Genomic DNA, 13,541 nt, shown 5'->3' on the forward strand with positions numbered 1-13,541 from the left:
TTGAATCATGAATAAAACACCAAATAAGAAAACCAACAACAAAATAACAGAAGCACCCTCAAACTTTTCCAACCTAGAGAAAATGTCGGTGAGTGAATTATTGTATGGAATTAATCAGGAAGATGGACAAATTCACCTAGCTGTTAACAAAGCCATTCCTGCAATAGAAAAATTTGTAAGTCTATTGATTGACAGAATCAAATCAGGCGGACGATTATTTTACCTTGGTGCAGGAACAAGTGGTAGACTTGGTGTTCTTGATGCATCTGAACTGCCTCCAACATTTGGTGTACCTTCTAATATTGTAATTGGTTTAATTGCTGGAGGAGAAAAAGCATTAAGAAGCGCCGTTGAGTCTGCAGAAGATGATCCTGAAAAAGCATGGCAAGAACTGCAAGATTACGATATCAATGAAAATGATTCAGTTTTAGGGATTGCAGCATCTGGAACAACTCCATATGTTATTGGTGGTGTTAAGAAGGCTAAAGAAAATGGATTACTTACTGCTTGCATTACTTGTAATCCTGATGCTCCAGTATCAAAAGAAGCTGAAATTGTTATTGAAGCCGTTGTAGGTCCAGAATTCGTAACAGGAAGCACAAGACTGAAAGCCGGTACTGCTCAAAAAATGATCTTGAACATGATCACAACTAGTTTAATGATTAAACTAGGAAGAGTAAAAGGAAACAAAATGGTAAACATGCAACTGACCAATAAAAAGTTAGTTGAAAGAGGGACCTTAATGATTATGGAAGAATTAAAACTTGATAAAGAAACCTCCAAAAGTTTATTAATTGAACATGGTTCTGTAAAGAAAGCAATTGAAGCTTATAAGAAATCTTAAATAAGTACCACACACATAAATACGAAAAGCGGAGTCTGAAAAATTATTTTCAAGCTCCGCTTTTCATTTACTCAAACTTCGAGAGTTACTTCAAATATTGAGTATATATTTCTAAGGTACGATCAATTTGTCCAGCCATTTCTTTATAAGCTCGCTCTCCATCCTTATCTCGAATGGCCTCAAAAATTGCACGATGTGCTTTTATAGTAAAATCCTTTTCGCCGTCAACATTGGCATAAATGAGATTACGCATTCTTGGTAGTAATGAATAGATAGGTTCCATCGAAATAATCATCACTTTATTACCTGTTGCTTTGGCTACATTTAAGTGAAACTTATTGATGATGTCAGCCTCCAATTGCGTATTATCAGGATCACAATCGGCAAGATCTGCAATATTTCTATTTAATACAGCTAAATCTTCATCCGTTCTATTCGTAGCTGCAATTCTTGCAATTTCAGGTTCAAAAACTCTACGAACTTCAATAATCTGAGAAATCAAACCGCTATCAAAACTTAGGTCGTAATATAGATTCAAAGATTCAATTGCATCTTCAATCTTCAGTTCACTAACGAACATCCCACTACCCTTCTTGATTTGAATTAATCCTCTTGCACTTAATCGACGTAATGCCTCACGCAAAGCCGTTCTACTAACTGCAAACATTTCGCAAAGTTCACGTTCCGAAGGCAACTTTGTTCCGACAAGTAATTTTTTTTGTCGAATTGCTTCCTCAATTCGACGCTCAATTTTTTGACTGAGAGTTTGCGCCGTACCTATTTTTCCAAAAATTTCGTCCATGTATGTCAATTTACTTCGACTTGTATGATCTCTGATAATCCCTGCCTATCTTCATGTTTAATTTACGATAAATTGAGAATCAAATCACACAAAAGATCTTACTACTAATTTAGCTATAAATATGACTAAATCCAATATTATCAATACATATCGAATCCTTCAATTCATTTACATAGGAAATATAATAATTATATTCTAAATATTCTGACGAATGTCGCATACTTTATAGCAGAATGCAAAGTTATCATACCAAAATGTGAATTCCAATAAAAAAGGGTATTTCTAATTGAAATACCCTTAATTTATAGTCATTTAACGAACTATTTTTTTAATAATTCAGCGTAATGCTTGTAGAACAAAGGAATTGTATTGATTCCATTAAAGAATTGCTCCAATGGATAGTTTTCATTTGGCGAGTGAATTGCATCACTTTCCAAACCGAATCCCATCAACACTGATTTAATACCCAAAATCTCTTCGAAAGAAGAAATGATTGGAATAGATCCTCCTGAACGTACAGGAACAGGACGCTTTCCATAAACCTCAGTGTAAGCTTTTTCAGCTGCAATATACGCTGGGAAATCAATTGGACAAACATATCCTTGACCACCATGCAATGGAGTAACTTCCACTTTAACACAATCAGGAGCAATTGCTTCGAAATGCTCTTTGAAAAGAACAGAAATCTTTTCCCAGTTTTGGTTTGGAACCAAACGAGTAGAAATCTTTGCATGAGCTTTTGAAGGAAGTACAGTTTTTGCACCTTCTCCAATGTAACCACCCCAAATACCACAAACATCAAATGACGGACGGATACCAGTGTGCTCCGATGGAGTATATCCTTTTTCACCTGCTAAAGCTTTCACATCAATTGCTTTTTTGTATTCTTCCACATTGAATGGAGCTTCAGCCATCATAGCTCTTTCTTCTTTTGATACTTCGATTACATCATCATAGAATCCAGGAATGGTAATATGACCATTCTCATCAACCATTTGAGTAATCATTTTTGCCAATACATTGATTGGATTTGCTACAGCACCACCAAACAATCCTGAGTGAAGATCGCGGTTAGGACCTGTAACTTCAACTTCCCAGTACATTAAGCCACGAAGACCTGTTGTAATAGATGGTATATCCGGAGCAATCATTCCAGTATCAGAAACCAAAATTACGTCAGCTTGTAACATTTCCTTGTGATCTTCACAGAACTTAGGAAGGTTTGGAGAACCTACTTCCTCTTCACCTTCAATCATGAACTTCACGTTACATGGAAGACAGTCGTTCTTAATCATGTATTCGAAAGCTTTCGCATGCATGAAAGCCTGTCCTTTATCATCATCAGCACCACGAGCCCAAATTTTACCATCTTTAATTACTGGCTCAAATGGATCAGTATTCCAAAGATCGATTGGATCAACTGGCATCACATCCATATGACCGTAAACCATTACAGTTGGTAAACTAGGATCGATAATTTTTTCACCATAAGTAACTGGGTTACCTTCTGTTTCAAAAATTTCAGCTTTATCAGCACCTGCATCTAAAATTAGTTGCTTCCAGTATTCTGCAGCTTTGTACATGTCTGGCTTATGAGCCTCAATCGAACTAATAGAAGGAATTCGAATTAATCCGAATAATTCCTCAAGGAATCGTTCCTTATTCTCTTCGATATATGATTTAATATTTTCCATACTTAAGTGTGTTTATTGGATTTAAATATTTTCGAAAGGTAAATATACAATAGATCACGAGAATACAAATATGTTCTTGCAGGATTTATAGCAAATTAAGTCATCTTCCTTTTTAAACTATGTCTCGTATTTTTAAATATTTTAGTCCCCGGATCTCTTATAAAAACTTTAAATTGTTTTTATTTTTAATATATATCAACATATATTTTCATATACATTAAAATAATTTCTGATATATATGAAAATGAATTTTGATATATGTTATACTGGAAAAATGTCTAATATTCGGATAGGATTTTATTTGATATTTCAATCTACTAAAACAGTCTGTTAGAAATACTACTCCTTACAAAACAAAAAAAACAGCAACCAAACTGGTCACTGTTTCTTTAAAATCTTATAGTGATATATTCTATCATCTCATTTTCATGATTTCACCAATATTCTCAGCTGCATATTCCAATTCGTTATACCAATCTTCACCATATTTACGAATCAATGGTTCTTTTAAAAATTTATACACCGGTGTTCCATTTTTAAACCCAAGCTCTCTGGCTGGTTTACAGATATCCCACTTATTGTAATTCACAGCATCAAACTCCGCATACTTATCAATTCGTATAGGATATAACTGACAGGAAATCGGTTTGCGATACGAAATCTTTCCATCAAAAAAGGCTTTTTCGATCCCGCACATGGCATTGCCATTCTCAAAAATTGTATAGACACATTCCTTGCCATCGATTATAGGAGTTACCAAATCACCATCGCTATCAATAACTGTTGTTCCTTGCTTTTCGATTTCTTCTATTCCTCTTTCGGTAAGATATTCTTTAATATCAGGATAGATATCTTCAATGATTTGTTTTTCTTCCTCATCCAACGGAGCTCCCGAATCTCCTTCAACACAACAAGCTCCACAACATTTTGAAATGTCGCAAATAAACTTCTTCTCAATCACATCAAGACTAACTATGGCTTTTCCTATCTGTAACACTATTTCCCTATTTAAATTGTATCAGTTATACGAATAAAAAAATCCGCACTATCGTGCAAAGATAGTACGGAATGTTTTATATACGGTTACAATCTTTTATTTTATCAAAGATTTTCCAGTCATATCCTCTGGCTTCTCAATGCCCATAATATCCAACAAAGTTGGTGCAACATCAGCCAAAATACCATTCTCCAATTCTTTTGGATTTTCAGTTACCCAAATACAAGGAACCGGATTTAATGAGTGAGCTGTATTTGGAGAACCATCAGCATTTACTGCAAAATCAGCATTGCCATGATCAGCAATAATGATTACATCGTATCCGTTTGCTTTTGCAGCTTCAACAACTTGTTCTACACACTTGTCTACAGCCTGAACAGCTTTTGAAATCGCTTCATACACACCTGTGTGTCCAACCATATCGCCATTAGCGAAGTTCAAACAAACAAAATCTGCCGATTGAGCATTCAACTCAGCGGTAATTTTATCTGCAACTTCAGGAGCCGACATTTCTGGTTGAAGATCGTAAGTAGCCACTTTTGGAGATGCAACCAATAAACGGCTTTCACCTTCGAACTCATCTTCACGACCGCCTGAGAAGAAGAATGTTACGTGAGCATACTTTTCAGTTTCAGCAATACGAATTTGCTTCTTACCAGCTGCTGACACAACTTCACCCATTGTGTTCTGAACGTTCTCCTTATCGTAGATTACATTCACACCTTTAAAGTTAGCATTGTAACAAGTCATTGTGTACCACTCCACATTCATGGTATGCATTCCGAATTCCTGCTTGTCTTCCTGAGTGAAAACAGTTGTCATTTGACGCAAACGGTCGGTACGGAAGTTAAAACAAATCACTACATCGCCTTCTTCGATTTTAGCCAAAGGAGCACCAGCTTCATCAACCACCACAACTGGTTTGATAAACTCATCGGTTACACCTTCTGCATATGATTCCTCGATAGCAGCAACAACATCTGTGGTAGCTTTACCTTCACCTTTAGTGTAAAGATTGTAGGCCAACTTCACACGATCCCAGTTGCTATCGCGATCCATACCATAGTAACGACCAATTAAAGAAGCAAATTTTGCTGTTCCTTTGCTTGTAATATCATTTACGAAAGTCTTAACGAAATCCAATCCTGATTTAGGGTCAGTATCACGTCCATCCGTTAAACCATGTACAAATACATCTTCCACTCCAAATGCTTTTGCAGCATCACAAAGAGCCAAAGCGTGCTTACTTAAAGAGTGAACTCCACCATCACCAATCAAACCGATTAAATGAACTTTCTTTCCATTTTCTTTTGCGTAAGTAAATGCTTTAACAACTTGTTCGTTATCCTTTAGAGTATCTTGCTCAACAGCCATATTGATTTTTACCAAATCCTGGTAAACAACACGTCCTGCTCCAATATTTAAGTGACCTACTTCTGAGTTACCCATCTGTCCTTCAGGTAACCCAACAAATCTGCCTGCAGCTTGCAATTGCGAATTTGGATATTTTTCCAATAAGCTATCCATATAAGGAGTTGCAACTGAAGAAATCACATCTGCATTCGATTTGTCCCCGATCCCCCATCCGTCAAGGATCATCAATAAAGCTTTTTTGCTATCTGCCATTTTAAAGTATTTTATATCTTAAATTCTGTTTTACTTGATCTTAGTCATGCAAAAATATCTTATTAATTCTAATAAAAAAAGCACTTAGACGATTGAGAGTCTTTATTTTAGATCGAAAACGTTTGTAATTTGAAAATTGTTCAAAGACGAACAGAATAAGTATCAGAAATTGAGAAAAAAATACACAAATAAGGAATCCATCTTCTCAATAAATACAAAAAGCCGATCATTTGATCGGCTTTTGTGGTACCACCTGGAATCGAACCAGGGACACATGGATTTTCAGTCCATTGCTCTACCAACTGAGCTATGGTACCCTTTGTTTTTGGTGCTACAAAAGTAAGCAAAAATCCTTTTCTACAAAATAATTTATGATGCACACTTACGAAAAATGCAAATACATTTCTGAAAATACTTCAAAATCAATTTTTTCGTCGCAATTTAGATTAATTTCAAATATTTATTTTTTATGCAATACGTATTCTTATGGCTCGTTTAAATAATAGGTATAGTTTTTGTTATTTTTATATCCGTTCATTAATCACTAAATCTCCAAATCGATGACTGAAAATAGATTATTCAAATCATTTAAGTTTTTCCTTTCTCTTTTTATCTTCTCTTCATTTATTATTGCCTGCAGCGATGATGACAATAATAACTATGAAAGAGAAACCAAAACCATTTACGAAACTATAGACAAAACAATGAGTGAATGGTATTTGTGGAATGAAGAACTACCCAATATCAATTCTTCCAGCTATTCGGATGTAAATAAATATTTTGAAGACCTACTAGTGAACCAAGATAGATGGAGCTATATTGCTAACCTTGATGCATTGATTGCATATCTTGAAAACGGAACATATAAAGGATATGGTTTGGCATTCAAATATGATTCAGAAGATAACCTTAGAGTAAAATTGATTTTCGATGAATCTCCCCTTGCTTCAAAAGGAATTACCCGAGGATGGAAATTGATAAACATCAACGGACTAAATATTGCAGATTTAACTGAAGATGCTGTTTTGAATGAATTAGATAAGAATACTTCAACATTTATATTTGAAAACAATTTAGGAGAACAAAAGGAAATTACCGCAAGTCAACAGGAAATAGATCAAAACTCCGTACTAAAAAGAGAGGTAATTAATTACGAAGGTACAAATGTAGCTTATTTAGCATTTGATAGTTTTCTAGGAAGTTCAGAAGATGCATTGAATGAAGCTTTTGATTATTTTAAAGCCAATGCGGCAAAAGAATTGGTTTTGGATTTACGCTACAATGGTGGAGGTAGTACAACCATATCAAATCAACTTTCAAGTTTAATTACTGGAAATCTTTACGAAGGAAAAATTTACTCCAAAGTATTCCATAATGATTCCAAAAGTGGTGAAAATTTTACCTATGCCTTTAGCAACCAATCATCTGCCTATAGTTTTGAAAGAGTTTTCATAATTACAACAGACAGAACTGCATCAGCCAGCGAAATGGTAATAAATGGTTTAAAACCTTATTTAGGCAATGATAAAGTAATTTTAATTGGCAGCAAAACACATGGAAAGCCTGTAGGAATGTATGTTTTTGAAGAACCTGACTTTAATTTGGCCATTGTCCCAATTAGTTTTTCGATTACCAATGCAAATGATGAAGGAGATTATTTTGAAGGAATTCCTGTTGATTTTGAAATTTCTGACGATTTAAGTCGTGATTTTGGTGATCCCGAGGAGAGCAATCTTCAAGCAGCACTCCAATACATTAACCAAGGTAATTTCCCAGCTATTACTGCAGCCAAATCTCTATCTACAACCGAGAGAGAGTTTAAAAAGAAAGGATTTGATTTATTGATTGACGCAAACTAAAAAGTTTCAAATACAAAAAAAGCCGATCAAACGATCGGCTTTTTTCGTGGTACCACCTGGAATCGAACCAGGGACACATGGATTTTCAGTCCATTGCTCTACCAACTGAGCTATGGTACCCCTTGGTATTAATTACTCGAAGAAAAAAGTTGTGGTACCACCTGGAATCGAACCAGGGACACATGGATTTTCAGTCCATTGCTCTACCAACTGAGCTATGGTACCCTCTTTACTTGAGCGATGCAAAAGTACGTAAAAAATTTACATCACCAAATAAAATCAAGAAAAATAGAAAGGAATTTTAATCGGATTCTAAACTTCTTGTTACCTTTGCAGCCTAATAAAAAAGTATATGGTATTCGAAACTTACACATTATCAAATGGTATCCGGTTAATTCACCGACCAGTTAAGGCAAGTGTTGCCCATTGCGGAATTATTTTGAATACCGGTTCCCGTGATGAGAAAGAGGATGAATGGGGAATTGCTCACTTTATAGAGCATGTTGTGTTTAAAGGAACAACAAAACGTAAAGCATATCACATACTTAGCCGTATGGAAGATGTAGGTGGGGAACTAAATGCCTACACCACAAAAGAGGAAACATGCATTTACACTACTTTTTTGGATAAGGATTACAAAAGAGCTCTTGAACTAATAAGCGATATCACCTTCAATTCTATTTTCCCTGAAAAAGAACTGGAAAAAGAAAAAGAGGTAATTCTTGACGAAATCAATTCCTATAAAGATTCTCCTTCCGAACTTATTTTTGATGATTTTGAGGAATTAATTTTCAAAAAAGATCCAATTGGAAGAAATATTTTAGGAACACCTAAGCATATCAAAGCTTTTAAACGTGAGGATATTTTAAACTTTATTAGAAACAATTATCACACAGATCAGATGGTAATTAGTTCTGTAGGAAATATTCCTTTCAAGAAATTGGTTAAGATGGTTGAGAGGTATTTTGGAGGAATTGCTGAAAACTTACGTGTCGACAAAAGGAAAAGGCCAAATTCTTATAAGCCAAGAACTCAGACTTTGGTTAAAAACACCTATCAAAGACATTGTGTTTTAGGAAATGTAGCATACGATGCCAATGATGATCGCAGAATTCCATTGTCACTTTTAACGAATATACTGGGTGGTCCGGGGATGAATTCTCGTCTAAATCTCTCCCTGCGTGAAAAACACGGACTGGCTTACAACATAGAAGCCAACTATACCTCTTACGCTGACACAGGAGTTTTTAGCATTTACTTTGGTACCGATAAGGGATACTTGGACAAGTGTTTAAGTTTAATTCACAAAGAAATGGATTTGCTTTGCACAAAAAAATTGGGGCCTGGTCAGTTGACCAAGGCAAAAAATCAGATGATTGGACAAATTGCCATTTCATCAGAAAACAACGAGAATTTAATGCTTAATGTTGGCAAAACTTACCTTCTTTACAATCGAGTTGATTCTTTAGAGGAGATTTACCAAAAAATTGAATCGATAACAGCGGAACAATTACTTGAGGTTGCCAACGAAATTTTGAATAAAGACCGATTAACCACTTTGATGTATAAATAATCATGTTGGAGATTAATAAAGAGCTGGAGGAATACATCCTAACACATACCGAAAACGAAGATCAAATTTTAAAGGATCTTACTCGGGAGACACATGTTAAAATGCTTCGCCCAAGAATGCTTTCTGGACATATGCAGGGTAAATTTCTAAAGATGATTTGCCAAATGATGAATCCAAAACGTATTCTGGAGATTGGAACCTATACCGGCTACTCGGCAATTAGCATGGCTATGGGAACATCAGATGATTGTATAATTCACACCATTGATTGCAATGATGAATTGGAATACTTCACTCGCAAATTTATCAAACAATCGGGTTACGAGAACAAAATAGAATTCCACATTGGTGAGGCTTTAGACATTATTCCAAATATTGAAGAAGAATTTGATTTGGCTTTTATTGATGCCGATAAAAGACAGTACACCGAATATTTTGAGGCAATATTTCCAAAATTAAGGCAAGGAGGTTTTGTTTTGGCTGACGATGTTTTGTGGGATGGTAAGGTTTTGGAAGAAGTTGAATCGAAAGACAAGCAAACTCAAGGCATTCTTGCATTCAATGAATTCATACAAAAAGACGAGAGAGTGGAAAATTTAATGCTTCCTATCCGTCATGGATTGATGATGATTAGAAAAAAATAATTTTCTGTTCTAAATCAACAATCTTAACTAAAATAGTAGCCCCCAGATTGGCTTGTCCGTTTTTTTGAATGACTTGCCAGCCTTGTTTTTTCAAATGATTTTCCAATCCATGATTCAACATCCCATGAGCTACTAGAACTGCAGTTTCTTCTTTTTCGGCAACTTTTATCAGATTTTCAACTGCATATTTCACTCTTTGTTTAGTCTCTTTCCGACTTTCAATTCCTTTGTGGTTAAAACCTAACAACCAACTCCCTCGGCTAAAAAACTGCCAAATAGGCAAAGGCAATTTAATAATACTACTGGCTTTTACCACTTTAATTTCATATTCTCGGAAAATCGAATCGGACACTACAGGATAATCCTTTCCAAAAATTGCCAATGCAGTTTCTTGCGAACGCGGCAAGTTGGAACAATAGATGAAATGGTTAGGATTTAGATTTACCTTTACCATTTCCGGATCGAAGGGAACAATTGGCACTGAATTGTAATCATAAACATACTGCTGAGCCTCTTCTGCTGAATAAAACAGTTTCTTTTTAAGATTAGGCTTGGCATGGCGAATCAAATAAATCTGTAATTTTCGTTTGCCCTGCTTTTGCAGTTCCAACTGTTCAATTGCATCTACCTCGTTAACACATGTAAATGCATCGCAAGTATTTACCGATTGCAGATATCTATTCTGTGTAACACATGATTGCATTACAAAACCGCAAATAATCAGCAACAAATATTTTATAGAAGCAAACTTTTTCAATCCTCTATCATGTAAATTCACAAATATCAAATTTAAGAGATTTAACTGATCGCAAGCAAATAAATATTGTAAAAATTAGACCTGAAGTTGAATGACAACCATTATTAAAAAGTGATATCTTTACCAGATAATTTAACAGATTGCAAAAACAATGGAAACAAAGAAACTGACACAGTTTAGTCCGGGAGCCGGATGTGGATGTAAAATCTCACCGAAAGATTTAGAATGCATTTTAAAAAGCAGCACACCAAGAATTCCCAATCCGAACTTGCTGGTTGGTAACGATACTAAAGATGATGCTGCAGTTTACGATTTGGGTAACGGTCAAGCTCTGATTAGTACAACCGATTTCTTTACTCCAATTGTAGATGATCCATATGATTTTGGTCGAATTGCCGCTACAAATGCCATAAGTGACATTTATGCAATGGGTGGTAAACCAATTATGGCCTTGGCTATTCTTGCATGGCCTTTGGAAAAACTTTCTACCGAAATTGCGCAAAAAGTAGTTGAAGGAGCCAGAGATGTGTGTGCAAATGCTGGCATTCAACTAGCAGGAGGACACTCTATCGACATTGGTGATCCTGTTTTTGGCTTATCGGTGAACGGAATTGTTGCAACCGAAAGAGTAAAGAAAAACAATACAGCCAGTCCAAAATGCACCTTATTCCTAACAAAACCTCTTGGTATTGGCGTTTTAACCACTGCTGAGAAAAAGAAATTAATTGCTCACGAAAACAATCAGATTGCGGTTGATTTAATGTGCAGCCTGAACAAAGTAGGAGTTGTATTTGGCGAGCAAGAATACATCAAATCGATGACTGATGTTACTGGTTTTGGTTTGTTGGGTCACCTAAGCGAAATCTGTGAAGGAAGTAATGTAAATGCGGTAATCAATTACAATGATGTCCCAAAAATTGAAGGCGTGGAAGAATTAATTCAGAAAGGAAGTACTCCTGGAGGAACAAGAAGAAACTGGGCTTCATACGGACATTTAATTGGTGAAATTACCGAAGATCAGAAAGCATTACTTTGCGATCCGCAAACAAGTGGTGGCTTATTGGTTGCTGTTGACGACAATCATACTGAAGAGTTTATCTGTCTGGCTAAAAGAGAAGGATTTGATCTAAGTCCAATTGGAAAATTGGTAGAAAGGATAAACAGTAACGAACCTTATATCAGCGTAAATTAATCATGCATAGAAATACATTGATTCAAGTTACTCAAAATGGAATGGGTAATGGTAACGAAGAATTGGGCTTAAAATTGGCTACCAATTACTTTAAACTATTGGATGCAGAAAACAGATTGCCAAAAATAATTGTATTCTACAATGCTGGTGTAAAGTTGATTTGTGAAGATTCTCCAGCCTTGGAAGGTTTACAAAACCTGGCAAATAAAGGAGTAAGCATGCTGGCCTGCAAAACCTGTCTTGATCATTACAATTTACTGGATAAAGTAAAAGTTGGTAATGTTGGTAGCATGCCTGACATTATAACGCTCCAGGCCGATGCCGATAAGGTGATTAATCTTTAAAAGCATAACTGAAGTATTTCAAGGGAATGGATTGAGTTCTCCACTAAAATAACCAAAGTGGAATCCCAATCCATTCCTTCGAAATTTTATATCCTCAACTGTTACTACTTTTTCAAATTGAATGTGGCCAATACTGCTTTGTGATCGGTAGGCCAAACATCCAATGGCTGGAGAAAAACATCTTGAGATGTTTCCACAATTCTCTGGTTTCGACTTACCGACCCTTTGGGGCCAACAATAGTAACCTCTTTTAAACTTAGGTTTGCATTGGGATAATAAAAAACAAAATCGATACGATCCCGGTCATCCGCCTCCGGACTCCATGCCAAACGCTTAATATCAACTAGAGGATTATCAGCAGGATAAGTAAATCCAGGATGACTTATCGGGTTAGGATATATTTCTCTGTACGTATCAATAAAACCCGAATTTTCAAGAGAAAGAGTATTATGCCACTTCATCACAACTCCATTATGATCGTACAAATTTTTATTTTCTTCCACCCAATCCCTATGAGAAGGTTCATTAAAGTCTCCTCCTAAGAAAACCAATCTTCCTTTTTCCAATTCTTTTTTAGCATCGGACAAAAACACCTGAATAGCATCATCTCGTTTTGAAGCCAGATTATCTTCTCTAATTACATTCAAATCGGTTTGAGGCGCATCCAGTTTTTCCCAACTTGAACCATCATATCCTCTTGGTAAGTACAATGCACAATTTCTATAATCCAAATGAGCGCTATAGAAAGCAACCTTTACACCATTCACATCAATAAGTGCTTTGTATACTGATCCTCTGTCGTCTTTCACAGGATAAAGAGCCTCCTGAAACGTAATGGGATAACGCGACAATATGCCAGAATCCTGACTTTTCAGAGAATAATACTCAAATCCCTTCTTCTTAAGGGATGCAACCAATCGTTCTGACAAATTGGTATCATTATAATTTCGAACCTCACTCAAAGCTATTAAATCAGCTTTCGTCCTGATAATCTCGTTAATAATGGCATCATATCCCCCTTCTACCTGGGTTCCCTCTTGCCAAATATTAAACTGCAATACTCTTAATTCTTCCGCATCTTTTTTTCCCGAACAAGATGCAACAAACACCAATAGCAGGAACAATATCAAAAATTTATTCATGTTTTATTCATTTTTCAGAACCATCAAAATTCTTAAATTCAAAATTGATCTGCAAATAATTTTCTTA

Annotated in this window: 12 protein-coding genes and 3 tRNA genes; 6 read left to right on the forward strand and 9 right to left on the reverse strand. The window is 35.6% G+C overall.

What is annotated here, in order from left to right:
- Positions 1-7 precede the first annotated feature (7 nt).
- Entirely contained in the window at positions 8-844 is an 837-nt protein-coding gene (murQ, locus tag ACKPCA_RS13500; RefSeq protein ID WP_321279540.1) for an N-acetylmuramic acid 6-phosphate etherase, read from the forward strand.
- A gap of 85 nt (positions 845-929) precedes the next feature.
- On the opposite strand, the gene ACKPCA_RS13505 is transcribed toward murQ, so the two are convergent.
- From ACKPCA_RS13505 to ACKPCA_RS13525, 5 genes are all read right to left on the reverse strand, one after another.
- Positions 930-1,646 (reverse strand): FadR/GntR family transcriptional regulator, encoded by a 717-nt coding sequence (locus tag ACKPCA_RS13505; protein WP_054721019.1) that lies wholly within the window; start codon positions 1,644-1,646, stop codon positions 930-932.
- A gap of 320 nt (positions 1,647-1,966) precedes the next feature.
- Entirely contained in the window at positions 1,967-3,340 is a 1,374-nt protein-coding gene (locus tag ACKPCA_RS13510) for a dipeptidase (protein ID WP_054721018.1), read from the reverse strand.
- Positions 3,341-3,755: 415 nt separating this feature from the next.
- Positions 3,756-4,337 carry a DUF3109 family protein gene (locus ACKPCA_RS13515; protein WP_321279541.1) on the reverse strand — a complete coding sequence of 194 codons (582 nt, stop codon included), beginning with the start codon at positions 4,335-4,337 and terminating at the stop codon, positions 3,756-3,758.
- A gap of 96 nt (positions 4,338-4,433) precedes the next feature.
- Positions 4,434-5,963, reverse strand: a complete 1,530-nt coding sequence (gene gpmI, locus ACKPCA_RS13520; RefSeq protein WP_321279542.1) for a 2,3-bisphosphoglycerate-independent phosphoglycerate mutase — start codon at positions 5,961-5,963, stop codon at positions 4,434-4,436.
- Between the two features lie 244 nt (positions 5,964-6,207).
- Positions 6,208-6,280: transfer RNA gene (locus ACKPCA_RS13525), tRNA-Phe, on the reverse strand.
- A gap of 243 nt (positions 6,281-6,523) precedes the next feature.
- Here ACKPCA_RS13525 and ACKPCA_RS13530 point away from each other — a divergent pair.
- Positions 6,524-7,822 (forward strand): S41 family peptidase, encoded by a 1,299-nt coding sequence (locus ACKPCA_RS13530; RefSeq protein WP_321279543.1) that lies wholly within the window; start codon positions 6,524-6,526, stop codon positions 7,820-7,822.
- Between the two features lie 47 nt (positions 7,823-7,869).
- Here ACKPCA_RS13530 and ACKPCA_RS13535 read toward each other — a convergent pair.
- Positions 7,870-7,942, reverse strand: a tRNA-Phe gene (locus ACKPCA_RS13535).
- 32 nt (positions 7,943-7,974) lie between these two features.
- Positions 7,975-8,047 (reverse strand) — tRNA-Phe (locus ACKPCA_RS13540).
- A 127-nt stretch (positions 8,048-8,174) separates the two neighbouring features.
- On the opposite strand from ACKPCA_RS13540, the gene ACKPCA_RS13545 reads away from it, so the two are divergent.
- Positions 8,175-9,395, forward strand: coding sequence for a M16 family metallopeptidase (locus ACKPCA_RS13545; RefSeq protein ID WP_054721014.1), 1,221 nt, complete (start codon positions 8,175-8,177; stop codon positions 9,393-9,395).
- A 2-nt stretch (positions 9,396-9,397) separates the two neighbouring features.
- A complete protein-coding gene (locus tag ACKPCA_RS13550) occupies positions 9,398-10,039 on the forward strand; it encodes an O-methyltransferase (protein WP_321279544.1) in 642 nt (213 codons plus the stop codon).
- Here ACKPCA_RS13550 and ACKPCA_RS13555 read toward each other — a convergent pair.
- Positions 10,026-10,817, reverse strand: coding sequence for a histidine phosphatase family protein (locus ACKPCA_RS13555; protein WP_321279545.1), 792 nt, complete (start codon positions 10,815-10,817; stop codon positions 10,026-10,028). The genes ACKPCA_RS13550 and ACKPCA_RS13555 overlap by 14 nt on opposite strands.
- Positions 10,818-10,947: 130 nt before the next feature.
- Between ACKPCA_RS13555 and selD the strand changes: the two genes are divergently transcribed.
- Complete coding sequence (selD, locus tag ACKPCA_RS13560) at positions 10,948-11,988, forward strand: selenide, water dikinase SelD (protein ID WP_054721011.1); 1,041 nt, start codon at positions 10,948-10,950, stop codon at positions 11,986-11,988.
- A gap of 2 nt (positions 11,989-11,990) precedes the next feature.
- Complete coding sequence (gene yedF, locus ACKPCA_RS13565) at positions 11,991-12,332, forward strand: sulfurtransferase-like selenium metabolism protein YedF (RefSeq protein ID WP_054721010.1); 342 nt, start codon at positions 11,991-11,993, stop codon at positions 12,330-12,332.
- Between the two features lie 104 nt (positions 12,333-12,436).
- Here yedF and ACKPCA_RS13570 read toward each other — a convergent pair whose 3' ends face one another.
- Complete coding sequence (locus tag ACKPCA_RS13570) at positions 12,437-13,474, reverse strand: endonuclease/exonuclease/phosphatase family protein (RefSeq protein ID WP_321279546.1); 1,038 nt, start codon at positions 13,472-13,474, stop codon at positions 12,437-12,439.
- Positions 13,475-13,541: the final 67 nt, after the last annotated feature.

The sequence above is a fragment of the Marinifilum fragile genome, assembly GCF_963677365.1.
In the GTDB taxonomy this organism is placed as follows: Bacteria; Bacteroidota; Bacteroidia; order Bacteroidales; family Marinifilaceae; genus Marinifilum; species Marinifilum fragile.

What these genes read in the sequence shown, in the direction of transcription:
- ACKPCA_RS13545 (WP_054721014.1), top strand. Translation starts at nt 8,175, where the DNA reads ATGGTATTCGAAACTTACACATTATCAAATGGTATCCGGTTAATTCAC.
- murQ (WP_321279540.1), top strand. Translation starts at nt 8, where the DNA reads ATGAATAAAACACCAAATAAGAAAACCAACAACAAAATAACAGAAGCA.
- ACKPCA_RS13570 (WP_321279546.1), bottom strand. Translation starts at nt 13,474, where the DNA reads ATGAATAAATTTTTGATATTGTTCCTGCTATTGGTGTTTGTTGCATCT.
- ACKPCA_RS13510 (WP_054721018.1), bottom strand. Translation starts at nt 3,340, where the DNA reads ATGGAAAATATTAAATCATATATCGAAGAGAATAAGGAACGATTCCTT.
- ACKPCA_RS13530 (WP_321279543.1), top strand. Translation starts at nt 6,524, where the DNA reads ATGACTGAAAATAGATTATTCAAATCATTTAAGTTTTTCCTTTCTCTT.
- ACKPCA_RS13550 (WP_321279544.1), top strand. Translation starts at nt 9,398, where the DNA reads ATGTTGGAGATTAATAAAGAGCTGGAGGAATACATCCTAACACATACC.
- selD (WP_054721011.1), top strand. Translation starts at nt 10,948, where the DNA reads ATGGAAACAAAGAAACTGACACAGTTTAGTCCGGGAGCCGGATGTGGA.
- ACKPCA_RS13505 (WP_054721019.1), bottom strand. Translation starts at nt 1,646, where the DNA reads ATGGACGAAATTTTTGGAAAAATAGGTACGGCGCAAACTCTCAGTCAA.
- gpmI (WP_321279542.1), bottom strand. Translation starts at nt 5,963, where the DNA reads ATGGCAGATAGCAAAAAAGCTTTATTGATGATCCTTGACGGATGGGGG.
- yedF (WP_054721010.1), top strand. Translation starts at nt 11,991, where the DNA reads ATGCATAGAAATACATTGATTCAAGTTACTCAAAATGGAATGGGTAAT.